The sequence below is a fragment of the Ilumatobacteraceae bacterium genome (assembly GCA_033344875.1).
GTDB lineage: Bacteria > Actinomycetota > Acidimicrobiia > Acidimicrobiales > Ilumatobacteraceae > Ilumatobacter.
Genome location: JAWPMO010000001.1, coordinates 1,215,088 through 1,241,214, shown reverse-complemented (window position 1 = coordinate 1,241,214; position 26,127 = coordinate 1,215,088). Strand labels below are relative to the sequence as shown.

The following is a 26,127-nucleotide window of genomic DNA, read 5'->3' as shown; positions in this document are numbered from 1 at the left end:
GGTCCGCGTCGGTCAGCCGACCCCGGTCGTTTCGGGCACGCGGGTCAGGGAAGGTGCCGGGTGCCCGTCGGCGGCGGTCTCGGGCAGCGGAGCGATCGGCAGACGGCGTTCGGGTGGCGACGGCAGCGTCGCCGCGAAATAGCTCTGCTCGTCGATCTTCTCGAACGACGAGTCGGGGAACCATCGAGAGATCGACGCGAGCTGCTGGTCGAGTTCGAGCGCCGTCAGATTGTGTCGGCAGATGTCGAACACGGCGACGCCGCCGGCCGCCGCGGTCATCTGACCCATGCTGGCGACGAGACGAGCGAACGTGGTGCTCCGGCGGTGGGATTCGGCGACGAACATCATGATCCCGAAGAACACCGCCTTCCGGGCAGCCTGCTCGGGGTACTTGGCGTGCAGGAACGGGGGGCTGATCTGCGGCACGAGCCCGAGTTCGTTCGTGATCATGGCGAGCCCGACCGGCTTGCCCTCGTGCCAGGCGATCAGCTTCGACACCCGTTCGTCGTCGAGGAGCGCCTCGAAATCGGCACGGGCGTAGAGATGGTTGAGGAGCGCGAGTTCCTGCAGCGGTTCGAACGTGTCGAAGTACAGATCCCAGAGATCGTCCCACGATCCGCTGGCGGGTCGTCCTTCGATCGTGACGACTGCGCGCGCTCTGGGGCGCCTGAGTTCGAATGAACGCTCTGCGTACAACTTTTGCTCCCTTGATGGGCGGTTTGAGGGGTGAACCAGAGTATAGACAGACGCTGCGTGCCGGAGCTGACACGATGGGTCACTGAAATGGACGAATCGTCAATCCGCGGTGCCCCGACACGATCAGATTCGATGGCATCGTGAACCTCGAGCCGAACGCACCGACCGGCGGCGGCGCGGCGCGCCCTTCGGTGTCCGCGGGCGTCCGGTCGGATCTCCGAGCGTCGTCGTGGCGGCAGCGGCTGCTGCTGGTCGCCACCGTCGGATGGCTCGCGTACGAGTGGGGCTTCGGCAACGAGGCGTTCACCCCGTGGCTGCTCTTCCGGGTGGTGTCGTCCACGTCAGGGCTCGGGTCGGTCGTCGCCGCCGCCGCCGTGGGGTTCGCCTTCACGACCGTCCAGCAACTGGCGTCGGGCTACACCGCCGCGGCCGGGTTCTCGATGTTCCACCGCACGACCGACGCCGCATGGCGTCTGCTCCGGTCTCGTCTCGGCGAGGAGCCACGAGACTGGTTCCGTCAGCCGTTGGCGGTGCGAGCGCTGGTGGTGTTCACGCTCGGCACCACGGCGGTGGTGCTGATCCAGATGACGACCACCGGGGAGATCGGTGTCCGTCGGCTCCGGAGGGTGGTCAACCAGGCGGCCGTGCTGTGTGGGGCCGGCGTCGGCGCGATCGGCGCCGCCGTGGCCGGGGCGGTCTGGGTCGGGCGGAGTGTGCCCGCCCTCGAATCGTCGACCGACTGGTTGCTCCGCATCCTGGGCAACCCGCTGTTCTGGATCGGACTACTCGTCCTCGTCGTCGCCGGCCGGCGCGTGGTCGCCGGACGGTCGGTCAGCCGGCCGTGAGGCGGCGGGCGATCACCTTGAGGCACAGCGTCTCGTCGGCGCCCTCGAAGATCGACAGCACCCGTGCATCGACGAACAGCCGACTCACGGGGTACTCCTCGGCATAACCGAAGCCACCGTGGATCTGCATCGCCTCGCGGGTGACCCACTCCGCTGCCTTGCAGACGTACGCCTTGACCATGCTCGCCTCCATGGCTCCCTTGCCCTGCGCCATCAGCGTCGCCACCTCGAGCGAGAACTGGCGGCTGGCCTGAATGATCATGGCCATCCGCCCGAGCTTTGCCTGGGTGAGCTGGTATTCGACGATGTTCGAGCCGAACACGGCACGGTTCTGGGCGTACTCGACGGCCTCGTCGTAGGCCGCTTGCATCACGCCGATCGCCCGGGCCGCGGTCTGGAGGCGGCCGTTCTCGAAACCGGCCATCTGGAGGTAGAACCCCTTGCCTTGCCCGTCGGCCTCGCCGACGAGATTCTCGGCGGGCACCCACCAGTCTTCGAGCGCGATCTCGTACGAGTGCATGCCCCGATAGCCGATCGTGTCGATCGGGCGGCCCTCCATCTTGCCGACCCGCTCGCCGTCGCCGGTGGACACCGGGTCCTGGCTGAACTCGAAACCGTGGGCGTCGCCGCGCGGCTTGGGCACGATGAACAGACTGAGGCCGCGGTGGCCTCTCGAACGGTCGGGGTCGGTACGAGCGAGGAGCGCCAGTGCGTCGGCCCGAGCGCCGAAGGTGCACCACGTCTTGACGCCGTTGATGACGTAGCCGTCCTGCCCGTCGGGGCCGGCGGCCGGCGTGGCGGTCACCTTGAGGTTGGCGACGTCGCTGCCGAAGTCGGGTTCGGTGACCGCGACGGCCGGCATGACCTCGGCGGTCGCGAGTTTGGGCAGCCAGGTCGACTTCTGTGCTTCGGTGCCGCCGGCGACCAGCGCTCGGGTGAGGATCTCGGGGCGGGTGATCAGCGACCCGCCGATGCCGAGGCTGGCCCGACTCAGCTCTTCGGTGGCGACGACCATGCCGAGGTACTCCGCATCGCCTCCCTCGCTGAAGCCGCCGTACTCGGCCGGGACACTGAGCCCGAACGCGCCGATCTCGGCGAGTCCGGCGATGATCTCCTCCGGCACGTCGTCGTTGGTGCGGTGCACGTGCTCGGCGTGCGGGGCGACGACGTCGCCGGCGAAGGAACCGAACGCGTCACGGACCATGTCCATGTCGTCGCTGAGGTGGCGCGGGCCGGGTGTCGTGGCGAGCGAGGCGACGAACGCCGGGTCGCGATAGGTCGCGATGAACGCCCTCGCGCCGTCGAGCGCATCCTGGTCGACGCCCCACAGCTGTTCGCGTCCGAGCACCTTGCCGGCGAGGTCGTGCACGGCGTCGGCGACGAAACCGCAGGTCAGGCGGGCCTCGACGTCACCCCTGGCGCCGTACGACAGCATCGAGGTGGCGGTGGCGATCCCGGCGCCGCCGTGGGCGAGTTCGTAGGCGAAGACCTGCTGGGCGTCGGGGCCGCCGAGTTCGGTGAGCCGCTCGACGCCCGATGCGATCACCCCGGATGCGATGTCGAGGACGCCGGCGGCGGCGTCGAGGTCGGGGGCGACGGGGGTCTCGTCCATGCGTCGAGAATACTGCGCGGTAACCAGTGAACACCTGGTCGGGTCGCTCTGGCATCCTGTGACCCATGGCGTCGAGGGCGATCTGTGTGTTCTGCGGGGCCAACCCGGGGTCCGACCCCGCACTGGCGGAGGCGGCCGCGGAACTGGGCGTCGGTCTGGCGCGGTCCGGTCATGCGGTGGTGTACGGCGGCGGGCGGGTCGGGCTGATGGGTATCGTGGCCGATGCCGCGCTGCGCGCGGGCGGCGACGTGATCGGGTTCATCCCCGAAGCGCTCACCGGGCGGGAGATCGAACACACGGGCGTCACCGAACTCGTCGTCACCGACACGATGCACAGCCGCAAGGCGGCGATGGCCGACCGTTCCGGCGGGTTCATCGCGCTGCCCGGCGGGTTCGGCACCCTCGACGAGGTGCTCGAGATCCTGACGTGGAACCAGATCGGGATCATCGCCAAGCCCGTCGCGTTCCTCGACGTGGGTGGCTACTACGAGTCCCTCTTCCGCTTCTTCGACGACGCGGTCGCCGCCGGGCTGATCAAGCCCGAGCACCGCGCCATGGCCCGACGGGTCGCCACGATCGACGAGGCGATCGCCGTCGCGAGCGGCCCGGCACCGTCGAGTCCGAGCAAGTGGACCGACCCGTCGGTCCGCTGAGCCTCAGGCGTCGCCGTCGGCCGTCGTCGCGCGCCGTCCGAGCGTGACCGGCTGGCCGGCGGCGAGCTGACCGCATGCGGCATCGATCTCGGTGCCACGGTTCTGGCGGACCGTCGCGTTCGCGCCGAGCGACTCGAGCAGGTCGCGGAACTGGTACACCCGCTTCAGCGTCGACCCGACGGTGGGATACCCAGGGGTCGGGTTCAGCGGGATGAGGTTGACGTGCGCTCGCGGTCGGAGCTCGCGGCACAGATCGGCGAGTTCGGCCGCGTCGCTGTCGCGATCGTTGACACCGCTGATCATCGCCCACTCGAAACTGATCCGCCGGTTCTTGACCTCGAGGTAGTCGCGGCACGCCTGCATCAGCTCGGAGATCGGGTAGCGCTGGTTGATCGGCACCAGCTCGTTGCGCAGCGTGTCGTTGGCGGCGTGCATCGACACCGCCAGGTTGACGGGCAGCGGGCGCTCGGCGAGCTTGCGGATGCCGGGGATGATGCCGACGGTGCTGACCGTGATGTGACGTGCCGACAACCCGATGTCGCCGTGGAGTCGCTCGATCGACGACCACACCGTGGCTTCGTTGGCGAGTGGCTCGCCCATGCCCATGAACACGATGTTGGAGACACGACGGTCGGATTCGCGGGCCCGCCGTGTGGCCTGGGCGACCTGCTCGACGATCTCGCCGACGGTCAGGTGGCGGGTGAAACCGGCTTGCCCGGTGGCGCAGAATCCGCACCCCATCGCGCAGCCGGCCTGGCTCGAGATGCACACGGTCGCTCGATCGGGGTAGAGCATCAGCACGGTCTCGACGCGGCTGCCGCCCTCGAGCTCCCAGAGGAACTTGACCGTGTCGCCGCCCTTGCTGACCGACTCGGTGACCAGCGTGAGCGCGCTCGGGAGCCGCTCCGCGAGGTCGGCGCGCAGGCTCTTGGGCAGGTTGGTCCAGTCGGTCGGGTCGGTGAACTGCTCGTAGAGCCCGCTCCACACCTGGTCGACGCGGTAGCGCGGTGTGCCGTCGAGGAGTTCGGTCAGCTCGTCGCGCGAGACGTCGTACCTGGTGGTCGTGGTGGTGGTGGTGGCCATCAGAGTTCGGCGGCGAGTTGCTCGTACTGGGCGATGCGGTCGCGGCACACGTCGAGGCTCGCCGTCCAGAAGCCCTCGTCGGTGACGTCGAGTCCGAACGCGGCACCGAGCTCCTCGGCCGTGTCCATCCCGGCCCGCGACAGCAGGTCGTCGTACCCGACGCGGAACCGTTCGGGATCCGACTGGAACTCGGCGTACAGCCCGAGACCGAACAGCAGTCCGTACGTGTACGGCCAGTTGTAGAAGTGCGAGCCGTAGTAGTGCGGCTTCAGGACCCACATGTAGGGGTGCCGGTGTTCGGGGTCGACCCCGTCACCGAACGCCTGGGTCTGACACTCCAGCATCAGCTCGTTGAGTTCGCTGATGCCCAGCGTGCCCTTGGCCCGCCGCTCGAACACGGCGGTCTCGAAGAGGAAGCGGGAGTGGATGTCGACGACGACCTGGTTCGTGCCGGCGAGGTCGACATCGAGCAACGCCAAACGCTCGGGGCCCTCGAGGCGGGCGAGGCCGGCCTCGACCGCCAACGTCTCGCAGAAGATGCTCGCCGTCTCTGCCAGCGCCATCGGCACCCGCTTCTGCAACGCCGTTCGCTGGGCGAGCGTCGTGTTGTGGTAGGCGTGGCCGAGTTCGTGAGCCGTGGTCTGGGCCGAGTCGACCGACCCCGCCCAGTTGAGCAGCACGAGCGAACGATCGCCGGTGAACGACATGCAGAACGCCCCGCCGGTCTTGCCGTCGCGCGGTTCGGCGTCGATCCACTGTTCGTCGAGGGCGCGGTCGACGATGCCGGCGAGCTGGTTGCTGTACGTGGAGAACGCGGTCCGCACCCAGTCGATGCCCTCGCTCCACGAGATCGACGCGGACACGTGGGGGAGCGGTGCGACCTGATCCCACCAGGGCAGCCCGCCCTGGTGGCCGTGGAGCGTGGCCTTGATCCGCATCCATCGTCGGAAGTCGGGCAGCGACGCGGTGACCGCCGACTGCATCGCGTCGAACGTCGCGCGGCTGACGCTGTTCGCGAACAGCGACGCCTCCAACGGGGAATCCCAGTTGCGGCGCCGGTTGATCGTGGTCGCCTCGCCCTTGATCGCGTTCATGGCGGCCGCCACCGGGGTGGTCACGGTCGGCCACGCTCGCATCTCGGCGTCGTAGGCCGCTCGTCGCACGACGGGGTCGGTCGAGGTGGCCAGACCGCGCACCGCCGGCATCGGCAGGGTTTCGGTGCGACCGTCGGGGAACTCCACGTCGGTGGTGAGCTGCGACGTGACGTCTTGCATCAGACGTCCCCAGGCGCCGGATCCGGTGGTGCTCAGCTCGGCGTACAGGCCTTCCTCGCGCTCGCTCATCTGGTGGCTCGCCCGCTCGTCGAGGCGTTGGAGCGGACCGCGGTGCTCGGCGACCGCGGTGCTCACGCCGGCGAGGTCGTCGACGCCCAGGGCATGGACCCAGTCGGCGAGGCGTGCCAGCAGCGGCCCGATCTTGGCCTCCTGCACGTCGAGCTGGCTGGCGAGCGACTGCGCGAGTTCGTCGCGCGAGTCGGTCGTGACCGTTGCGTACACCGTGGCTCCCAGTTCCTGGAATTCTTCGCTGAGCGCGTTGTAGGCGCCGATCACCGCGTCGGCGGCGGCCCCGTCGGCCGGCGTGACCGGCCGCGGCTCGACCGCGCGGATGTCGTGCTCGTCGAACAGTGCCACGAGCCGGGTTGCGCCGGCGCCGATGCGCTCATGGGCGTCGGCGACGCTGCGCGCCTCGAGCGATTCGTGCACATCGGCGACGCTCCAGCGGGGGAGCTCGGTCGTTTCGGCGTCGGTGGTCGACATGGAGGTCTCCTCGTTCAGAACGTGCCAGCGTAGGCCTGGCGGCTGCGATGGATGGTGAAACCGAGCCGTTCGTACAGGCCGACCGCGGCGACGTTGTCGGCATCGACGTACAGGTTGGCCTCGGCGATGCCGCGAGCGGCGATCGAGTCGAGACCGGCGAGCGTGAGCTGTTTGCCGAGACCCCGACCGTGGAAGTCGGGGTCGACCGCGATCACGTAGATCTCGCCGATCACCGGATCGAGTTCGTCGTGCAGCTTGGTCCAGCAGAACGCGGCGATGCGTCCGTCGATCTCGTGGACCCGGAACCCGGCGGGGTCGAACCACGGCTCGGCCAGGCGGAGCCGGAGGTCGTCGGTATCCCAGCCCCCCTGTTCGCCGTGGTCGGCGAAGGCCCGATTGTTGACGGCGAGCCAGGCGTCGTCATCGACGCCGGGGACGAAGTCACGGGTGGTGACCGTGGCGTGCTGGTCGAGCGGGAGCGGTCGCCGCATCTCGTGGAGCCCACGGACCGGCTCGAACGAGTGGGCGTCGGCGAAGGCACGATCGGCGTCGGTCGGATCGTCGACCCACCAGAACACCCGGCCGCCTCCGTGGCGCGTCAGCGCGTCGAGCGCGGTCTCCGCGGCGTCGTCGAGCACCGCTCTGGCATCGCCCAGGCCGGGCACCGCGAAGGTCTCGAGCGACGACGAGTCGTTGGCGGCCGAGATCTGCGCCATCGCCACCAGGCCGCTCTCGTCGGCGACCGTGACGGCGACGAAGCCGTCGGAACCGCCGGCGCGCAGGTCGAGCCAGAGATGGTCGGACAGCGGTCGGCTGCCCGTTGCCTCGGTCACGCGCTCCACGAAGCCGACCAGCTGGTCGCTCTGATCTCGGTCGAGTTGTCGCAGCACGGTCACCACACGCATGGGCGTCGAAGGGTATCGCTCGGCCGAGGTGACCTCGGCCGGAACAGTGTTCTCGCCGGACGGTCCCGTCAACTCGGTCAGAGTTGTGTGAAGTGCCGCCGATTCGGGACGGCAATGCTTGCAGTGTGATCTTTGCGGCGTCAGAATGTCGGCAACCAGGTTCCCGCCACCTGGTCGTAGCGAGATCGGGTTCCGCCACCTGATCCGCTCAGGGTTCGATGGCCCTCCGGTTCGCCGGAGGGCCATCCCCGTTTTCGGGCCGATAACACCCGATCGGGTGGCGGGTCAGCGTTCGAGGGTCTTGATCGCTCGCCGTAGCGAACGTGTCGCGATCAGCAGTTGCCGTTCGGCCTCGTGCACGGTGGCGATCACGTCTTCGCGCTCGGTGCCGAGGTACGGCTCGGCGATCGCGGCAACACGTTCACGCTGCCGCTCGACCGTGTCGGCGATGACGTGCAATTCGGCGGCGGCGGATGTCGGACTGGGGCCGGTGGAGCGAGTCACGAGGCCAACCTATTCCGTCGGTTTCGGAACCGCTCGCTAGCCTGCCCGTGTGATTCCGGTCCGTGACGACTTGCGTACGCTCGATGGGTACCACTCACCCCAAGTCGACGTGGCGGTCCGGCTCAACACGAACGAATCGGCCGTCCCTCCGCCCGATGCCTGGCGTGATGCGTTCGCCGCGGAGCTGTCCCGCGTCGAGTGGCATCGCTATCCGGATCGGGCCGCGTGGGAACTGCGCGAGGCGATCGCCTCCCTCCACGGCGTGTCGCCCGACATGGTGTTCGCCGCCAACGGGTCGAACGAGGTGCTGCAGACGATCCTGCTGACCTATGCGGGTGCCGGTCGGACGGTCGCGACCTTCGAGCCGACGTATCAGATGCACGGCCAGATCGCCCGCGTGGTCGGATCCACGGTGGTCGAGGGCGAACGACAGGACGACTTCACCCTCGACCCGGCCGAGATGCAGCGGGTGGTGGCCGAGCACGACCCGCACGTCACGTTCCTCACGTCGCCCAACAACCCGACCGGTCTGGTCGAGCCCGAGGAGCACATCCGCGAGTTGCTCCGACTGTCGAACGGGCTGGTCGTCGCCGACGAGGCGTACGCCCAGTTCGCCGACTGGTCGGCGCTGTCGCTCGTGCAGGACGACCGCCCGCTCGTCGTCACGCGCACCTTCTCCAAGACGTGGAGCATGGCCGGTGTCCGGCTCGGCTACGTGATCGGTCCGACGTGGTTCATCACCGAACTCGACAAGGTCGTCCTGCCCTATCACCTCGACACCGCCAAGCAGATCGCCGGTCGGCTCGCGTTGCGATTCGTCGACGAGATGGACGACCGCGTCAGGTCGATCGTCGCCGAACGCGAACGACTGTCGGCCGAGATGGCCGGCATGCCGATCGAGGTGACACCGAGCGGCGCCAACTTCATCCTGTTCCGGCCGACGACCCGATCCGGCCGCGACGTCTGGCAGGGCCTGCTCGATCGGAGCGTGCTCGTGCGCGACTGCTCCGGCTGGCCGCGCCTCGCCGATCGACTCCGCGTCACCGTCGGCAACCCCGGCGAGAACGACGCCTTCCTGAACGCACTGAGAGAGGTCGTGGCATGAGCCGCACAGCACAACGAGACCGTTCGACCAAGGAAACGAAGATCGAGATCTCGATCGATCTCGACGGGACCGGGCAGACCGACGTGTCGACCGGCATCCCGTTCTACGACCACATGCTCGACCAGCTCGGACGCCACGGCGGGTTCGATCTCGTCGTCAAGGCCGACGGCGACCTGCACATCGACACCCACCACACGGTCGAAGACGTGGCGATCGCGCTCGGTGAGGCGTTCCGGGAGGCGCTGGGCGACAAGGCGGGCATCCGGCGGTTCGCGAGCGGGAGGTTCCCGCTCGACGAGGCGCTCGTCGACATCGCGCTCGATCTGTCCGGGCGTGCCCACGTCGAGTGGATCGTGCCGATGCCCGAGGTCCTGCCGCTGGGCAACCCGCCGTTCGATCCGCAGCTCGCCGAACACGCGATCGCGTCGTTCGCGAACGCGGCCGCGATGACGCTGCACGTCGAACTCGTGCGCGGGCGCAACGTGCACCACATCATCGAGGCCACGTTCAAGGGGCTCGCCCGTTCGCTGCGCGATGCCGTGCGCGTCGAGAGCGCCGGTGGGGTTCCGTCGACGAAGGGTGTGCTGTGAGCGAACGCCCGCTCGTGGCCGTGCTCGACTACGGCATCGGCAACCTGCACTCGGCCCGGAAGGCGCTCGAGAAGATGGGCGCCGACGCTCGTCTCACGGTCGACCCGGGGCTCGTCGCCGACGCCGACGGTGTCGTGCTGCCCGGCGTCGGAGCATTCGGCGCGTGCATGCGCACGCTTCGCGCGGTCGGACTCGACCAGCCGGCGCTCGACGCGGTCGCCTCCGGCCGGCCGTTCCTCGGCATCTGCGTCGGCATGCAGATGCTCTTCGACGGCAGCGAAGAAGACGACACCGTCAGCGGGCTCGGCGTCATCCCCGGCACCGTGCGCTGGATTCCCCCCGGCGTCAAGATCCCGCAGATGCAGTGGAACCGGCTCGCGGTCCGCCTGCCCGACGACCCGATGCTCGCCGATGTCGGCGACGATCCATGGGTCTACTTCGTGCACTCGTTGCACGGGGTTCCCGACGACCCGGCGGTCGTCGCCGCGACCTGCGAATACGGCGAGACGCTCAACGCGGCGTTCCGGCTCGGCAACGTCTTCGCGACCCAGTTCCACCCGGAGAAGTCCGGGCCGACGGGTCTGCAGCTGCTCGACAACTTCGTGCAGGTCTGTGCCGCGGCTCGTTCGCAGGTGGCGTCGTGACGACCATGTGCGACCTGTACCCGGCGATCGACCTGCGGGCGGGCCGGGTCGTCCGGCTCAGCCAGGGCGACTACGACGCCGAGACGATCTACGGCGACGACCCGGTCGCCGTGGCCACGTCGTTCGCCGACGCCGGGGCTCCGTGGGTGCACGTCGTCGATCTCGATGCCGCCCGCTCCGGCGACCCGGTCAACCGTGCCATCGTCGAACGGGTGGCGTCGGCGCTCCACGGCCGGGCCCGGCTCCAGAACGGCGGCGGTGTCCGCTCACTCGACGATGCCCGGCGCCTCGCCGACGCCGGCGTCGACCGGGTCGTGATGGGCTCGGCGGCCGTGCGGAACCCCGACCTCGTCGCCGAGGTCAGCGAGGTCGTCGACGTCGCCGTCGGCCTTGATCACCGCGCGGGGGAGCTCGCGACCGACGGGTGGACCGAGGGGAGCGGCGTGCAGTTGGCCGACGCGCTCGGCCGGTTCCCGACCGCGGCGGCATTCGTCATCACCGACATCAGCCGCGACGGCATGCTCACCGGCCCCGACCTCGATGGGCTCGCCGAAGCGGTGTCCGCCACGTCGACCCCCGTGATCGCCAGCGGCGGCGTGTCGTCGCTCGACGACGTGATCGCCCTCGCCGCGATCCCCGGACTCGGCGGGATCATCACCGGCAAGGCCGTGTACGAGGGTCGGTTCACCGTCGCCGCGGCGGTTCGAGCCCTGGAGGTGCGCTGATGCAGGTCGCCCGGGTCATTCCGTGCCTCGACGTGACCGGTGGTCGCGTCGTCAAGGGCACCAACTTCGTCGACCTCCGCGACGCCGGCGATCCGGTCGAGCTGGCGGCTCGCTACGACGCGGAGGGTGCCGATGAGCTGGTGTTCCTCGACATCACGGCGTCGTCCGACGATCGCGAGACCACCGTCGACATGGTGTTCCGCGTGGCGGAGCAGGTCTACATCCCGTTCACCGTCGGTGGCGGCATCCGCTCGCTCGAAGACGCCCGACGTATGCTCCGCGCCGGCGCCGACAAGGTCAGTGTCAACACGGCGGCCGTGCAGCGGCCCGAACTGATCGGCGAGATCGCGGCCGAGTTCGGATCGCAGTGCGTCGTGGTGGCGATCGATGCGAAGCGCCGCAGTGACGAGGTCGGCGACGGTTTCGAGGTCTACCTCCACGGCGGGCGCACCGCGACGGGCATCGACGCCGAGGAGTGGGCAGTCGAGGCCGTCGGACTCGGTGCCGGCGAGATCCTGCTGACGTCGATGGACCGCGATGGCACCCGAGAAGGGTTCGACAACGTGCTCACCCGGGCGATCGCCGACTCGGTCAACGTTCCCGTGATCGCGAGCGGGGGCGTCGGCACGCTCGAGCACCTCGTCGACGGCGTCGTCGAGGGTGGTGCCGACGCCGTGCTCGCGGCGTCGATCTTCCACTTCCGCGAGCACACGGTCGCGGAGGCCAAGTCCGTCATGGCCGCCGCGGGTGTCACCGTGCGTCCACCGGCGACTGCGACGTGATGGAGCCGAGATCGCCCGTCGGGACGCCGTGCGCGGAGGGGTCGGTTCGACGCAGGATGTTACCGATGAGTACGTTCAAAGTATGAGCGACGCGCTGACGATCGAACGCCGGGGGCCGGTCACCGTGCTCCATCTCGACGACGGCAAGGCGAACGCGCTCTCGTTCGAGCTCGTCGCCGCGATCCGGGCAGCGGTGTCCGAGGCCGAGCACGACGAGACCGTCGGCGCCGTCGTCGTCCACGGGCGCGAGGGGCGCTTCTCCGGTGGGTTCGACCTCGGTGTCATGTTCGGTGGCGACTTCGAGCAGATCATCGGTCTGGTCTCCGCCGGCGGCGAGATGGTGCGCCATCTCTGGGGGAGCAATGTGCCGGTCGTCGCTGCCTGCACCGGCAGCGCGGTCGCAGGTGGTGCGCTCACGCTGCTCGGCTGTGACGTTCGTGTGGGTGCCGACGTGCCGTGCAAGATCGGCCTCAACGAGGTCGCGATCAAGATGGTGCTGCCGGATTGGGCGCTGACGATCGCACTCGAACGACTCAGCAAGCGCCACGTCCATCGGGCGACGGCGAACGCTCGGCTGACGGGCGCCCACGATGCCGTCGACGTCGGATTCCTCGACGAGGTCGTTCCCGCCGACCAGGTCCTCGACCGCGCCGTGGCGATCGCGACCGAGCTGGCCGAGACCCTCGATCCTGCGTCGTATCGGGGTACCGTCGCCAAGGTCCGCGGTGAACTGCTCGCCCGGATGGAGACGCAGATCGCCGCCGACCGGGCCGCAGCTTCCCGAGCTGCTCAAGTCGACACCCCACCCGGCCGAAACTGAGTGGGATGAACGCCGACGAAGTGCTCAGCATGCTGCGGCCCGTGGTGTTGACCGTTTCGGGCGTGGGTGAGGTCCTGCAGTCATCAGGCGGATTCGGCGGATTCTTCGGCCACGACCCGGCGACCTTCGTCGGACGCAACGTCTTCGAGTACGTCACCCCCTCGGCGCACGAGGAACTCGCGCTGTACTTCATCGAGAGCGGTGGTGAGTCCGCCCAGACGGCCTCGCTGCCGGTCCCGTTCCGGGTCGAGATCATGGGCGCCGACGGTGGGCAGCATCCCGTCGACGTCATCGCATCCGGTGTGCCGACCGGTGTCGGCACGTGGGACTGGGTCGTCGTGTTGATGCCGCTCGAACTGCAGACCTCGCACGCCCGCTCGCTCGACGCGGAGATGGCGGGCGAACCGCACGATCGCATCAAGCAGTTGCTCGCCGACGAGGTGACGGTCGACAACCTCCACTACACGACCCGGGCCTTCTTCGTGGACCTGTCCGACCCGACCGCTGTCGATGTCACCTCGGCGCGCGCCGACGACCAGCCGATGGCCGAACTCATCCGCGACTGTCACGTCGACGAAGGGTGGGCGCCGTGGACCGGACTCGCGGGCGGCGACACGATACCGATCGCAGATCGACGGCTGCCGCGGCGGATCGTCGAAGCGATGAGCGATCGAGGATGGCGTCGGGCGTCGGTCACGGCCGTCCGAACCGGCGCCGACGTGCTGGGAGCGTTCGTGGTGATGGGTCGCGTGCCCGACGACTATCCGGTCGACGTCGTCATGACGAACGTTCGTGCACTCTTCCGGCGGCTCGCCGATGCGACCGAGCTGATCATGACCCGGTGGAGCGAACGTGAACGCCTGACCATCGCCGCCACCCGCGACTCGCTGACCGGGCTGTCCAACCGTGCCGGGTTGTTCGCGGCCATGGAGAGCCGGTCCGAGCTCGCGATCTCGTTGCTGTACATCGACGTCGACGAGTTCAAGTCGGTCAACGACCGATACGGCCACGGCATCGGCGACCTCGTGCTGTCCGAGATCGGCCGTCGCCTCGAAGGTGCGTGTCGAGCCGACTCGATCGTCGCCCGCTTCGGGGGTGACGAGTTCGTGGTCGTGCTGTCCGGTGTCGACGACGCCGAGGCCCGGCTGATCGGTGAGCGCATGATCGACGCCGTCTCCGCGCCACTCGACATCCCGGGTGGCCCCGACCAGGTCACGATCAGTGTCGGCGTGGCGCCGACGACCGGCGGTCGGCTCGCTTCCTCGAACGACCTGATCGACGTGGCCGACGGCGCGATGCTGCACGCCAAGCGAGAGGGCCGCGCCCGACTCGTGATGAACGGCGGCACGCCGTAGCTTCACCCGGTCGCATCGCTATCGTCGGGGACATGGCGATTCCCAACGACAAGATGGAATACCGACGGCTCGGCAACACGGGCATGAAGGTGAGCGTGCTCGGATTCGGCAGTTGGGTCACCTTCGACACCCAACTCGACAACGACCTGGCGCTCGAGTGCATGCAGGCAGCGCACGATGCCGGCTGCAACTTCTTCGACAACGCCGAGGCGTACGCCGCCGGGCGCAGCGAGACGATCATGGGCGAGGTCCTGCGTGAACTCGCATGGCCGCGCTGGTCCTACGTCGTCACCACCAAGCTCTACTGGGGCATCCACGACGACGACCCGAACATGCGCAACACCCTCAATCGCAAGTACCTCCGTCAGGCGATGGAGGCCTCGCTCGAGCGGTTCGGCCTCGACTACGTCGACGTCGTCTACTGCCACCGTGCCGACCCCGACACGCCGATGGAGGAGACCGTCTGGACGATGAGCGAGATGGTGTCGAACGGGCAGGCCAACTACTGGGGCACCAGCGAGTGGAACGCCGACGAGATCCGCCACGCCATCGACATCGCCGAGCGGCACCATCTCCACAAGCCGGTGACCGAGCAGAGTCAGTACAACCTGCTCGAGCGCGACAAGGTCGAGCGCGAGTACGCACGCCTGCACGCCGAGACCGGCTACGGCAACACGATCTGGAGCCCGCTCGCGTCGGGGCTGCTGACCGGCAAGTACCAAGACGGCATCCCCGCCGACTCGCGCGCCTCGCTCGACGGCTACGGCTGGCTCGGCGACCGGATGAGCGACGAGGAGGCGCTCGCTCGCATCGAGCGGTTGCGCCCGATCGCCGATCGGCTCGACTGTTCGATGGCGCAGCTCGCCTTGGCGTGGTGCACCAAGCACCCGATGGTGTCGTCCGTGATCACCGGTGCGAGCCGCCCGAGCCAGGTCGTCGAGAACATGGAAGCACTCGACGTGATCCCGGCGCTGACCGACGAGATCGCGGAGGAGATGGTCGCCGCCATCGGCTGACGCCCGGCGCGGGCTGACGCCTCACACGTCGAGTTCGCGGCGGAGCAGCTTGCCCGTCGCGTTGCGTGGCAGTTCGTCGATGAACGCGACGGTGCGCGGCACCTTGTGACGGGCGAGGTGGCCCCTGACATGGTCGCGGACCTGGCTCGCCGTGAGCTCGGCGTCGGGTTCCGTGACGACGAAGGCGGCGAGTGCCTGCCCGAACTCGTCGTCGTCGGCGCCGATGACGGCCGCATCGGCGATGGCCGGATGGGCTCGGAGGAGTTCTTCGACCTCGGCCGGGAAGACGTTTTCTCCGCCCGACACGATCATGTCGTCGTCGCGGCCTTCGACGAACAGCAGTCCGTCGTGGAAGCGGCCCATGTCGCCGGACGAGAGCAGGCCGCGAACCCGTTCCTTGTCGCCGCCGTTGGTGTAGCCACCGAACGGCATCGCGCTGCCGACGAAGATCCGCCCGACCTCGCCGTCCGGGAGCGGCGCACCGTCGACATCGAGGATCTCGACACGGCTGCCGAGCACGACCCGCCCGGCCGTGCCGGGATCGATGCTCAGGTCGTCCGGCGTCGCGATCGTGGCGACGGCCACCTCGGTCGAGCCGTACAGGTTGTAGAGCACCGGACCGAAGTGGTCGGTGATGCGCGTTACGAGGCCGCTCCCGATGGCCGAGCCGCTCGACGCGATGACGCGGAGATCCGGTGTGGCGTGGCGGCGCAGCACAGCGGGGTCGAGGTCGAGGATGCGTGACATCATCACCGGCACCACGACCAGCACGCGGGCCCGATGAGCGGCGACGGCGGCGAGCGTTCGCTCGGGATCGAAGCGGCGGGCGACGACGTTCGTGGCACTGCGGGCGAGCCCGAGCAGCAGGTGGCTCAGCCCCCACGAGTGGAACATCGGCGCCGCCACGACCTGCGTGTCACCGAGCCGCAGCGGGATCCGTTCGATGACGGCGGCGACGGCTTCGAGATCTCCCTCGTCGTTGCTTCGGGCTGCTCCTTTGGGGCGGCCGGTGGTCCCGGAGGTCAGGATGATCACTCGGCCGGCGTGCTCGGGCGGTGCGACCGTTCCCGATCGGGTCATGTCCTCCAGCGCGTTCTCGTCGATCGTGAGCCGTGCACCGCAGCTCGCGACGGCATCGGTGAACTCGTCGTCGTGGACGATCGCCTCGATGCCCTCCGACTCGACCACGTCGGCCAACTGCGGGCCGGCGAAACCGGTGTTGAGCAGCACCAGATCGGCCCCGAGTGCATCGACCGCCGTCATCGCCTCGACGAATCCGAGCCGGTTGCGGGCCAGCAACCCGACGCGGGATCCGTGCTCGATGCCGAGCGACCGGAGTTCGGCCGCGATCGCCTGCGATCGGCGCCAGAGCTCGCGATAGGTGGTCGACGAGGTCTCATCGACGATGCCGATCCGGTCGGGGTATCGAGCGGCCGCTCCGGCCACGAGACCGGCCATCGACGAACCCCACGGCGCCATCGCCCTGAGCGACCGCGGCAGCCGGTCGGGGCGCTCGAACGGCGTGAGCATCATCTTGGCGAGTGCACCGCCCGCCTGGAGTCTGGTACGCAGCGGCATCAGGGCCGGAACTCCGGGTAGTAGTTCTCGGCGCCGAACTCGCGCACGTCGGTGAGCCAGTCGCCCTCGTACGGCCAGGCGCTCGGATCGTCGTCGGAGGGTCCCTGCCAGAAGCGGGCGAGCGCACCGTCGGCCCCGGGTTCCATCGACCACGCCTGGCGCTTGTAGGAGAAGTTGTCGGGGACGAGCCGGTGCGCTTCGCGGAAGTGGCGAATCGCGGCCTGGTGCATCCCGTTGGTCTCGAAATGGGTGGCGAGTTCGAAGTGTGCGGTGCCTCGCGCCGAGTCGGCGTCGCGCGGCTGCGACCGGGCGACCACCTCGTCGGGGGACAGCGCGTACTCGCTGTCGGCACCCCGCTCGACCCAGTCTCGAAGGGCAGCGTGGTACGCCGCGGAGTCGGTCCGGATCTTCGAGGCCTCGCCCATGATCGCGCCGAATCGACCGGGGATCTCACCGGCCGGTGCCGGTCGCTCCTCGCGTCGAGGCGGTGGAGCTGCCTCGGCCGGCCGGACGATCGTGCCGTCCTCGTCGATCCAGACGCTGTTCGGGATGTTGACGACACCGAACAGTTCGGCCATCAGATGGTGCTGGTCGATCAGCGACGGGTGCTGCGGATTCGCCGCCTCGATGAACGGGCGGCAGGCTTCGGCCCCGACGGTGTCGAGGCCCACGGTCACGATCTCGAGTCCGAGCGGATGGAGTTCGGCTCGCAGTTCCTGCCACACGGGCAGGTCGCGGGAGCAGCCTCAATACGGTGCCCACGACAGGATCAGCACCTTCTGGCCCCGCAGTGACGAGAGCCGGAAGTCGCGACCGTCGAGCTGTGGGAGGACGAGATCGGGCGCTTGCGCGTCGACCAGGGCACGGCCGGTTCCGGGCCATGGGCCGAGCGCCCACATGCCGTGTTCGTCGTCGCGGACGAGCGGCAGGCCCATCCGGTCGGCCACCGTCGCGACATCGACCGTGTCGCCGGTCGGGTCGCGGAGCGGGATGCAGACGTCGCCTCGGCACGCCCCCTCGGGCTGCAGTCGCCATCCCGTGCCGGCCTCGAAGGTGTCGCGGTCGACCGTGAGCTCGGTGAGCAGCATCAACGGACCTTCGATCCGTGTCCGGCGAGGCCGATCGCCTCGTCGGGATCGCCGGGGCGGTCTGGTTGCGGATGGTTCCCCATGGTGCGATCCCCTCGTGTCGGGCGACCGGCCGGGCCGGCCCCTCCGGCCAAACTATCGCCGGGCGACGAGCCAGTCGGCAACGGAGTCCGCGACCGCGGCGGCGCGGCCGAGCAGGAAGTGGTCGGCCGACTCGACGGTCCGGACCTCGACCGAGGGCCAGCCCTCGACGGCCCCGCGGGCAGCGTCGGGCGGGGTGAACTGATCGTGCTGCGGCGTCAGCACCAACACGGGCACCGACGGCGGCGCGATCGTCGGCATCTCGGTCAGCGGGGGAGCGATGGCGACGACGCCGCGAATGCGTTCGTCGGTCGTCGTGAGCGCCACGACGGCGCCGAACGAGTAGCCGACGACGACGTGGCCGTCCCCGCCGGTCCGTCGATCGAGTTCGTCGATCGCGGCGATCACGTCGTTCTGCTCGCCGATCCCGCCGTCGAACTGCCGGCGGAAGTCGAACCGCAACGTCGCGAGACCGGCCGCCGGGAGGCGCCGATACACCGCGTCGACGATCGGGTTGAACCGGTCGCCGCCGTAGCGGGGGTGAGGGTGGCACACGGCCACGCCGGGCGCTCCGTAGATCGGGCCGTCGGCCGGGACTGTCAGATCGGCCGGAAGCTGGTGCCCGTCGGACGTCGTGAGCAGTACGGACTCCACCGGGTCGACGGTACCCTCGCCATCGTGTCCGACGTCGATCAGAAACTTCCGATCAAGATGCTCAACGACCGCCTCCTGGTGAAGTTGAGCAAGGAGGACGGCGAGCGCAAGACCGGTGGCGGGATCCTGATCCCGGCCACGGCTCAGATGTCCAAGCGGCTGGTGTGGGCGGAGGTCGTGGCACTCGGGCCCAACGTCCGGAGCGCGGAGATCGGCGACAACGTGCTGTTCAGCCCGGACGATCGCTACGAGGTCGAAGTCGGTGGCGACGACTACATCATGCTCCGCGAGCGCGACCTCCACGCCGTCGCCGCCAAACGGATCGAAGCCTCCACCGGCCTGTACCTCTGATCGATCCGGGGCGACGGGTTCGACCTGCTGCCCGCAACCCGTTGGGGTGTGCGGCGACGTGGCTCGTAGGCTGGCGGCATGCCGACCGGAGTTCGCATCGACGTCACGCCCGAGCAGATCGAATCGCTCACCTACAACCTCGACGGATTGATCCCTGCCATCACGCAGGACCATGAGACCCGCGAGATCCTGATGATGGCTTGGATGAACGCCGAATCGCTCCGTCGAACGTTCGACGAGGGGCGCATGGTCTACTGGTCGCGGAGCCGCCAGGAGCTGTGGCGCAAGGGCGACACGAGCGGCGATCGCCAGTTCGTGCGCGAGGCCTACTTCGACTGTGACGCCGATGCACTGCTGTTCGTCGTCGAGCAGGAGGGTGCGGGAGCCTGCCACACCGGCGAGCGCTCGTGCTTCTTCCGTGCGTTCGGCACCGACGACGTCGTCGCCGTCTGACCGGCCGCCGTCACGTGAAGATCCAACCGTCACGCGCCGAGTTCCGGGCGCTGGCCGCCGAGCACAACATCGTCCCGGTGTGGACCGAGGTGCTCGGCGACCTCGAGACGCCGGTCGCGGCATTCGCGAAGCTGGTCGGTGACGAACCGGGATTCCTGCTCGAATCGGTCGAGCACGGTGAGCGTTGGAGCCGCTTCTCGTTCGTCGGTCGCAATCCGTCGGCCACGTTGCTCCTGCGCGACGGCGTCCTCGAGGTCACCGGTGACCTGCCGACCGGCATCCCCACCGATCAGGGGATGCTCGCTGCGATCGAGGCGCTGCTCGAGACCTACACCAGCCCTGCGTTCGACGAGTTGCCCCCGATGCACGGCGGGATCATGGGGTACCTCGGGTACGACGTGATCCGTGAGGTCGAACACCTCCCGGACGTGCCGAACGACGATCACGGCCTGCCCGACGCGATCATGAGCGTGATCGGGTCGCTGGCGGCGTTCGACCACTGGAAGCAGCGGATCTACATGATCGAGAGCGTGCCGACGCACGGGCTCACCGATCGGCAACTCGACGACGCCTACGACGCTGCCTCGGCGCGGGTCCACATGGGCGTCGACCGGCTCGCCCAGCCGCTGCCGTACCTGCCCGTCGAGCCCCCCACGAAGGACGACGTGCTGCCCGACCTGCAGTCGTCGATGCCGAACGGCATGTACCAGCGGGCGGTCGAGGTGGCGAAGGAGTACATCCTCGACGGCGACATCTTCCAGGTGGTGCTGGCGCAACGCTACGACATCGAACTCGACGCCGACCCGTTCGACGTGTACCGGGTGCTCCGCCAGGTCAACCCGAGCCCCTACATGTACTTCCTGCGGAACCCCGAGATCACGATCGTCGGGTCGTCGCCCGAGCCGATGGTGCAGCTCCTCGACCGCAAGGTCGTGTCGCGGCCGATCGCAGGCACCCGCAAGCGGGGTGCGACCGACGAACACGACCGCCGACTCGCCGCGGAGCTGATCGAACACCCCAAGGAGCGCGCCGAGCACGTGATGCTGGTCGACCTCGCCCGCAACGACGTGGGTCGAGTCGCCAAATTCGGCACCGTGCACCCCGACGAGCTCATGACGCTCGAGAAGTACAGCCACGTGATGCACCTCACGTCGCAGGTGTCGGGCGACCTGCGCGACGAACTCGGCCCGATCGACGTGCTGCGCGCCACGCTGCCCGCCGGCACCGTCAGCGGAGCGCCCAAGGTGCGGGCGATGGAGATCATCGACGAACTCGAACCCGTGAAGCGGGGCCCGTACGCGGGCGTCGTCGGCTACGTCGACTGGTCGGGCAACCTCGATACGGCGATCGCCATCCGCACCATGTTCATCCGGCCCGACGGCAAGATCGCGAGCCTGCAGGCCGGCGCGGGCATCGTCGCCGACAGCGTGCCCGACGACGAAGACCTCGAGTGTCGCAACAAGGCCGCCGGTCTGCTGGCGGCCATCCCGGCCGCGCGTCGGATGACGGCCGCTCGTCGAGCTGCCGGAACCAGCGCCTGAGCTCGGGAACGCCCGGCGTCAGAGCGCGAGGGCGATCAGGAAGATCGCACCCAGGAAGCCGAACACGAGGCTGATCGCGATCGCTCCGAACACGAGGCCCGGAAAGCTGGTGAGCGCCGTCACGGCAGCGGTCAGGCGGGCCGAGCTGTCGAGACCCGATCCGACCACGCTCTTGAAGCCGTACATCTGACGCGACATCATGATCGCCGACCCCCGGTCGAAGCCGTCGCGCTCGCCGTCGCCCTCGCCGTCGGCGTCGACGACGAACGTGTCGATCACCGTGCGGGTCCCGTGTCGGCCCTCGGAGATCAGGGTGCGCACCTCGTTCGCCAGTTCGGGGACGTGGCGACGGACCGAACCGACCCGCCACCGGGCGATCAGCGCACTGCCGATCGCGATCGCACCGAACACGAGTCCGAGCACGATCCAGACCTGCTCGATGCCTCCCGACAGGGCGGCGACACCGAGCAGGAACCCGCCGATGCACACGACGGCGGCACCGAGGAGCAGTCTGGTCGCGAACGCGGTCGCCTTGTCGGCGATCATCTTCACGGTGTCGACCGTGCGTCGTACGAGGTCATCGATCTCAGCCATCGAAACCCGAGTGTGTCACGCCAGACTGGTCGGATGGAACTGAACCTCGAACGAGTGCTCGGAGTTCGCGACGTGGTCGTCGTCGAAGGACCCGACGCGCAGACCTACCTGCAGTCGCAGGTCTCACAGGATCTCGACGGCATGGCGATCGGCGACCGGCGCTGGACGTTCGTGCTCGAGCCCACCGGCAAGGTCGACGGGTTCGCGCGCGTGACCAAGGTGTCCGACGAGCGGTTCGAACTCGACACCGACGAAGGGTTCGGCGACGCTTTGCTCACCCGGATCAACCGCTTCAAGATCCGGGTCGCAGCGGAGACGTCGATGGGCCCGGCGATCGGTGAGACCGCCGACGAGGCGGAGCGGGTCGCGCTCGGGTGGCCCCGGCTCGGCGCCGAGATCGTTCCCGGCGAGACGATCCCGGGCGGTACGGGTCTGACGAGCATCGCCGTCAACTTCACCAAGGGTTGCTATCCCGGCCAGGAGCTCGTGGAGCGGATGGACAGCCGGGCGGCCGAGGCGCCACGCTCGCTCCGCAGGTTGTCGGTCGAACCCGGTGCCGAGGCCGGTGACCCGGTCGTCGACGACGGCGTCGAGGTCGGCGTGTTGACGAGCGTCGTCGGCACGCAGGCGATCGGCTGGGTCAAGCGTTCCAGCGAGCTGGGTACCGTCGTCCAGTTCTGAGCGCCGGCTCAGACGAGTTCGCCGCGGAGCGTGACGTAGGCGCCGTCCGACCGCAGCCGTTCGAACTCCGGCGAGACGTCCATCGTGCGCGCGAGGAGGCGGCGATGGCCGTCGGTTTCGGTGATCGCGGTCTCGGCGGCGGCGCCGAGCCAGCGCAGCGCATTGCCGTCGTCGCCGAGTTGGGCCGCTGCCCTCGCCACCACCGTGGCCAACATCGATGATCGGTGCGACGAGAACGTGGCGGCCGCGTAGTCGCCCGCCTGTTGGGCCCGGCCGACGGCGAGCAGGATCTCGGAGAGCACCCGGGCGCTGTACTCGTTGCCGGCGGACGGCAGATCGTGGGGGAGTGTCTCGACCACCGCCGACAGCTGCTCCCGCGTGGCGGCGACGGGAGGGATCCACCGACCCTGCTTGGCCGAGCGGAGATCGGCGAGCACCACGCCCATCGCTCCACCCGGGTCGCCCTGGAGGACGGCTCGATGGGCCTCGAACCAGGGCGACAGCCGCTGGCCGGGTTCGAGCACGCCGGGGCGCCCGGTCTCCCAGGCCGCCGTCTCGACGTCGACCGACCGGTCGACGCTGCTGCCGGGCTTGCCGGACGTCGCCTGGACGATCTGGATCTGGTTGAACAGGAGGAAGGCGATGAAGATCACGAACCCGGTCCGACCCGATGCGTACATCAGGACAGCGGCACCGGCGGTGATGACGACGCTGGCGATCGCCATCACACGCATCGCCCGTTTGCCGACGAAGACCTCGAGCCCGGTCTGGGCGAGGTGTCCGCCGTCGAGCGGCAGCACCGGGATCAAGTTGAGAGCACCGATCGCCGGACCCGCCCACCAGATCGCCGCCGCGGCGTCGGACTGGCGCACGCTGTCGAGTGACGTCGGGTCGACCCCCATGGCGACCAGGACGACCAGGCTGATCGCGATCTGCGTGAACGGACCCGCCACCGAGATCAGCGCCCGCTGCCTGCGCGAGAGCTCGGCGGTCGGTCGAAACGAGGTGTAGCCGGCAAGGAAATCGAGCGAGATCTCCGCCTGGCAGCCGGCGCGGCGGGCAGCGACCGCGTGTCCGAGCTCGTGGAGCAGGGTGAGCACCGCGATCGCTCCGGCGAGCCAGACCCCGAACGCGTCGCGATAGAGGAACACGATCAGGGCGGTGAACAGGATGAACCCGGATCGGACGTGGACGTCGAACCCGAGGAGCCGGAACATGCAACGAGCCTACGACCGGAACGAAGGGACGTTGGCCTCTGGAATCGGGGAGGGGCCAGCGACTAATATTATAATCATGACGTTCGTCTACGCGTTCGACCACCGCCACCGCAAGCCGCCGATGAGCCTCAAAGGCCTCCTCGGCGGCAAGGGGGCGAACCTCGCCGAGATGACCTCGGTGCTGAAGTTGCCGGTCCCGCCCGGCTTCACGGTGTCGACCGATGCGTGCCGCGAGTACCTCGCCGGTGGGTGGCCAGAGCGGCTCGACGAGGAGATCGCCCGCCACGTCTTCCGGCTGGAGAAGGCGATGGGGCGCAAGCTGGGCGATCCCTACGACCCGCTGCTCGTCAGCGTGCGGTCGGGCGCCAAGTTCTCGATGCCGGGGATGATGGACACGGTGTTGAACCTCGGTCTCAACGACGTCAGCGTCGGCGGCCTCGCCGACGCGACGGGCAATCCCCGATTCGCCTACGACTCCTACCGCCGGTTCATCATGATGTACGCCAAGGTCGTGCTCGGCGTCGAAGGCGAGGAGTTCGAATCGCTGCTGCAGGCGGCGAAGAACCGGGCGGGGGTGATGCTCGATGCCGAGCTCGATGTCGGCGCGCTCGAGGCGCTCTGCAAACGCTATTTGAAGCTCGTCGAGCGGGCGACGGGGTCCCCGTTCCCGCAGAGCCCCCGCGATCAGCTCCGGGGTGCCGTGGAAGCGGTGTTCTCGAGCTGGAACGGCGCCAGGGCGGTCGCGTACCGGCGTCGCGAGCACCTCGCCGACGACCTCGGCACGGCGGTCAACGTGCAGGCCATGGTGTTCGGCAACCGTGACGACGGATCGGGGACCGGCGTCGGGTTCACCCGGAACGCGGCGACCGGTGAGAACCGGGCGTACGGCGACTTCCTCGTCAACGCCCAGGGCGAAGACGTCGTCGCTGGTATCCGGAACACCGAGAGTCTCGACGACATGCGCCGGAAGTTCCCGGAGATCCATCGGGAGCTGCTCGGCATCTTCGTGACGCTCGAGGCGCACTACCGCGACATGTGCGACACCGAGTTCACGATCGAGCAGGGCAAGCTCTGGATGCTGCAGACCCGCGTCGGCAAACGTACCGGTGCCGCCGCGCTCAAGATGGCGGTCGACATGACCAAGGGAACCCGAGACGGGAAGGGCGGCCGGTGGAAGATCACCCGCGCCGAAGCGGTCGGTCGCATCACCGAAGACCACCTCGAAGCCGTGCTGCATCCGCAGTTCCGCGACAAGGGCGCCGCGGTGACGTCCGGCGTCGGTGCATCGCCCGGCGCGGCCGTCGGGCGCGCCTACTTCACGGCTCAAGATGCCGTCGATGCCCGAGAGCGCGGCGAAGACGTCATCCTGGTCCGCCAGGAGACCACACCGGACGACATCGCCGGGATGATGGCCGCGAACGGCATCCTCACCGCTCGAGGCGGGTTGGTCAGCCACGCTGCAGTGGTCGCGCGGGGATGGGGCACGCCGGCGGTCGTCGGCGCCGAGGCGATCGACATCGACGGCGCCGGTTTCCGGGTCGGCACCACGATGGTCGCCGAGGGCGACTGGCTGTCGATCGACGGCGACAGCGGCGACGTCGCACTCGGTCAGCTCGCGTTGGCACCGGCCGAACCGCCGCCGGAGTTCACGACCGTGCTCGCCTGGGCCGACCGCATCCGCAAGGGCAGACTCGGGGTCAGGGCCAACGCCGACACCGCCGCCGATGCGGCGACCGCGCGGGAGCTCGGCGCCGAAGGGATCGGTCTGTGTCGCACCGAGCACATGTTCTTGGCGCCCGACCGACTCCCGATCGTCAGGTCGATGATCCTCGCGTCGAACGAACGGCAGGAGGCGAAGGCGTTCGAGCGGCTTCGTGCGGCCCAGCAGGCGGACTTCGAGACGATCCTGACGGAAATGGACGGACTGCCGGTCACCGTGCGCCTGCTCGACCCGCCGTTGCACGAGTTCCTGCCATCGACCGAGGAGCTCCGGGTCAAGCAGGCCGGCAAGGGCAAGTTGTCGAAGCAGGATCGGCAGTTGCTCGAGGCGGCCGAACACTGGAGTGAGCACAACCCGATGCTCGGTACCCGTGGTGTCCGGCTCGCGGTGATCAAGCCCGGACTGTATGCGATGCAGGTCCGGGCGCTGCTCGACGCCGTCGCCGCGCTGCGAGCGGCCGGCAAGACGCCGATCGTCGAGATCATGATCCCGCTCACGGTCAGCCGGCCCGAGCTGGAGTTGGCCCGCGGTTGGGTGCGGGCCGAACTCGACAAGTCCGACGTGCCCGCCAACGCACGTGTCACGATCGGCACGATGATCGAGACCCCGAGGGCGGCGCTGCGGGCCGCCGAGATGGCCGAGGCGGCCGATTTCTTCAGCTTCGGCACGAACGACCTCACGCAGCTCACGTTCGGGTTCAGCCGCGACGACGTCGAGTCCCGGTTGATGCCGGCGTACTTGCTGCAGGGGCTGCTGCGCCGGAACCCGTTCGACTCCGTCGACGCCGACGGCGTCGGAGAGCTCGTTCGACTCGGCGTCGAGCGCGGTCGGACGACCCGACCCGACCTCAAGATCGGCGTCTGCGGGGAACACGGCGGCGATCCCGACTCGATCGGTGTGTTCGCCCGAGCGGGCGTCGACTACGTCAGCTGCTCGCCGTTCCGGGTGCCGGTCGCACGCCTCGCCGCGGCGCAGGCCGTGCTGTCGATGGACTGACCGACGTGGGTCTCGGTGCGG

The 26,127-nt window shown here is 68.9% G+C and carries 26 protein-coding genes; 15 read left to right on the top strand and 11 right to left on the bottom strand.

Translation table 11 applies throughout. The annotated features are described in order from the left end of the window. Positions 1-12 precede the first annotated feature (12 nt). On the bottom strand, positions 13-696 hold the full coding sequence (locus tag R8G01_05925; protein MDW3213512.1) for a hypothetical protein: 684 nt from the start codon (positions 694-696) through the stop codon (positions 13-15). A 140-nt stretch (positions 697-836) separates the two neighbouring features. On the opposite strand from R8G01_05925, the gene R8G01_05920 reads away from it, so the two are divergent. Further along, positions 837-1,541, top strand: a complete 705-nt coding sequence (locus R8G01_05920) for a hypothetical protein (protein MDW3213511.1) — start codon at positions 837-839, stop codon at positions 1,539-1,541. Here R8G01_05920 and R8G01_05915 read toward each other — a convergent pair. Continuing rightward, on the bottom strand, positions 1,528-3,153 hold the full coding sequence (locus R8G01_05915) for an acyl-CoA dehydrogenase family protein (GenBank protein MDW3213510.1): 1,626 nt from the start codon (positions 3,151-3,153) through the stop codon (positions 1,528-1,530). The genes R8G01_05920 and R8G01_05915 overlap by 14 nt on opposite strands. 65 nt (positions 3,154-3,218) lie before the next feature. On the opposite strand from R8G01_05915, the gene R8G01_05910 reads away from it, so the two are divergent. After that, positions 3,219-3,806 (top strand): TIGR00730 family Rossman fold protein, encoded by a 588-nt coding sequence (locus R8G01_05910; protein ID MDW3213509.1) that lies wholly within the window; start codon positions 3,219-3,221, stop codon positions 3,804-3,806. Positions 3,807-3,809: 3 nt separating this feature from the next. Here R8G01_05910 and rlmN read toward each other — a convergent pair whose 3' ends face one another. The 4 genes from rlmN to R8G01_05890 all read right to left on the bottom strand — a co-directional run bounded on the left by rlmN (position 3,810) and on the right by R8G01_05890 (position 8,115). Then, entirely contained in the window at positions 3,810-4,889 is a 1,080-nt protein-coding gene (gene rlmN, locus R8G01_05905; protein MDW3213508.1) for a 23S rRNA (adenine(2503)-C(2))-methyltransferase RlmN, read from the bottom strand. After that, a complete protein-coding gene (locus R8G01_05900) occupies positions 4,889-6,706 on the bottom strand; it encodes a M3 family oligoendopeptidase (GenBank protein MDW3213507.1) in 1,818 nt (605 codons plus the stop codon). The genes rlmN and R8G01_05900 overlap by 1 nt, the downstream gene beginning before the upstream one ends. Positions 6,707-6,720: 14 nt before the next feature. Beyond that, positions 6,721-7,611 (bottom strand): mycothiol synthase, encoded by an 891-nt coding sequence (mshD, locus tag R8G01_05895; protein MDW3213506.1) that lies wholly within the window; start codon positions 7,609-7,611, stop codon positions 6,721-6,723. Between the two features lie 285 nt (positions 7,612-7,896). Further along, entirely contained in the window at positions 7,897-8,115 is a 219-nt protein-coding gene (locus tag R8G01_05890) for a hypothetical protein (GenBank protein MDW3213505.1), read from the bottom strand. A gap of 49 nt (positions 8,116-8,164) precedes the next feature. Between R8G01_05890 and hisC the strand changes: the two genes are divergently transcribed. From hisC to R8G01_05850, 8 genes are all read left to right on the top strand, one after another. Next, a complete protein-coding gene (gene hisC, locus R8G01_05885; protein MDW3213504.1) occupies positions 8,165-9,220 on the top strand; it encodes a histidinol-phosphate transaminase in 1,056 nt (351 codons plus the stop codon). Further along, on the top strand, positions 9,217-9,810 hold the full coding sequence (gene hisB / locus R8G01_05880) for an imidazoleglycerol-phosphate dehydratase HisB (protein MDW3213503.1): 594 nt from the start codon (positions 9,217-9,219) through the stop codon (positions 9,808-9,810). The genes hisC and hisB overlap by 4 nt, the downstream gene beginning before the upstream one ends. Further along, positions 9,807-10,454: an imidazole glycerol phosphate synthase subunit HisH gene (gene hisH / locus R8G01_05875; protein ID MDW3213502.1), complete on the top strand. Its 648-nt coding sequence runs from the start codon at positions 9,807-9,809 to the stop codon at positions 10,452-10,454. Before hisB ends, hisH begins: the two co-directional genes overlap by 4 nt. Before the next feature lie 5 nt (positions 10,455-10,459). Beyond that, positions 10,460-11,179, top strand: a complete 720-nt coding sequence (locus R8G01_05870) for a 1-(5-phosphoribosyl)-5-[(5-phosphoribosylamino)methylideneamino] imidazole-4-carboxamide isomerase (GenBank protein MDW3213501.1) — start codon at positions 10,460-10,462, stop codon at positions 11,177-11,179. Then, entirely contained in the window at positions 11,179-11,961 is a 783-nt protein-coding gene (gene hisF / locus R8G01_05865) for an imidazole glycerol phosphate synthase subunit HisF (protein MDW3213500.1), read from the top strand. The genes R8G01_05870 and hisF overlap by 1 nt, the downstream gene beginning before the upstream one ends. Positions 11,962-12,043: 82 nt before the next feature. Beyond that, positions 12,044-12,781, top strand: a complete 738-nt coding sequence (locus R8G01_05860; protein ID MDW3213499.1) for a crotonase/enoyl-CoA hydratase family protein — start codon at positions 12,044-12,046, stop codon at positions 12,779-12,781. 5 nt (positions 12,782-12,786) lie between these two features. Then, on the top strand, positions 12,787-14,136 hold the full coding sequence (locus tag R8G01_05855; GenBank protein MDW3213498.1) for a GGDEF domain-containing protein: 1,350 nt from the start codon (positions 12,787-12,789) through the stop codon (positions 14,134-14,136). A 32-nt stretch (positions 14,137-14,168) separates the two neighbouring features. Continuing rightward, positions 14,169-15,152 (top strand): aldo/keto reductase, encoded by a 984-nt coding sequence (locus R8G01_05850; GenBank protein ID MDW3213497.1) that lies wholly within the window; start codon positions 14,169-14,171, stop codon positions 15,150-15,152. A gap of 21 nt (positions 15,153-15,173) precedes the next feature. On the opposite strand, the gene R8G01_05845 is transcribed toward R8G01_05850, so the two are convergent. From R8G01_05845 to R8G01_05835, 3 genes are all read right to left on the bottom strand, one after another. Continuing rightward, positions 15,174-16,730 carry an AMP-binding protein gene (locus R8G01_05845; GenBank protein MDW3213496.1) on the bottom strand — a complete coding sequence of 519 codons (1,557 nt, stop codon included), beginning with the start codon at positions 16,728-16,730 and terminating at the stop codon, positions 15,174-15,176. Continuing rightward, entirely contained in the window at positions 16,730-17,818 is a 1,089-nt protein-coding gene (locus R8G01_05840) for a ResA-like WAxxUGC motif-containing protein (GenBank protein MDW3213495.1), read from the bottom strand. Before R8G01_05840 ends, R8G01_05845 begins: the two co-directional genes overlap by 1 nt. Positions 17,819-17,953: 135 nt before the next feature. Then, a complete protein-coding gene (locus R8G01_05835) occupies positions 17,954-18,553 on the bottom strand; it encodes a hypothetical protein (GenBank protein ID MDW3213494.1) in 600 nt (199 codons plus the stop codon). A gap of 24 nt (positions 18,554-18,577) precedes the next feature. Between R8G01_05835 and R8G01_05830 the strand changes: the two genes are divergently transcribed. From R8G01_05830 to trpE, 3 genes are all read left to right on the top strand, one after another. Next, positions 18,578-18,904 (top strand): co-chaperone GroES, encoded by a 327-nt coding sequence (locus R8G01_05830; GenBank protein MDW3213493.1) that lies wholly within the window; start codon positions 18,578-18,580, stop codon positions 18,902-18,904. A 78-nt stretch (positions 18,905-18,982) separates the two neighbouring features. Next, positions 18,983-19,357 (top strand): phosphoribosyl-AMP cyclohydrolase, encoded by a 375-nt coding sequence (gene hisI / locus R8G01_05825; GenBank protein MDW3213492.1) that lies wholly within the window; start codon positions 18,983-18,985, stop codon positions 19,355-19,357. Between the two features lie 14 nt (positions 19,358-19,371). After that, a complete protein-coding gene (trpE, locus tag R8G01_05820; GenBank protein ID MDW3213491.1) occupies positions 19,372-20,898 on the top strand; it encodes an anthranilate synthase component I in 1,527 nt (508 codons plus the stop codon). A gap of 18 nt (positions 20,899-20,916) precedes the next feature. Here trpE and R8G01_05815 read toward each other — a convergent pair whose 3' ends face one another. Beyond that, positions 20,917-21,492: a hypothetical protein gene (locus R8G01_05815; GenBank protein MDW3213490.1), complete on the bottom strand. Its 576-nt coding sequence runs from the start codon at positions 21,490-21,492 to the stop codon at positions 20,917-20,919. A 33-nt stretch (positions 21,493-21,525) separates the two neighbouring features. On the opposite strand from R8G01_05815, the gene R8G01_05810 reads away from it, so the two are divergent. Then, complete coding sequence (locus tag R8G01_05810; GenBank protein ID MDW3213489.1) at positions 21,526-22,173, top strand: hypothetical protein; 648 nt, start codon at positions 21,526-21,528, stop codon at positions 22,171-22,173. Positions 22,174-22,181: 8 nt separating this feature from the next. Here the strand turns inward: R8G01_05810 and R8G01_05805 are convergent, their stop codons facing one another. Beyond that, complete coding sequence (locus R8G01_05805) at positions 22,182-23,390, bottom strand: M50 family metallopeptidase (protein MDW3213488.1); 1,209 nt, start codon at positions 23,388-23,390, stop codon at positions 22,182-22,184. Positions 23,391-23,466: 76 nt separating this feature from the next. Between R8G01_05805 and ppdK the strand changes: the two genes are divergently transcribed. Beyond that, a complete protein-coding gene (ppdK, locus tag R8G01_05800; protein MDW3213487.1) occupies positions 23,467-26,106 on the top strand; it encodes a pyruvate, phosphate dikinase in 2,640 nt (879 codons plus the stop codon). Positions 26,107-26,127: the final 21 nt, after the last annotated feature.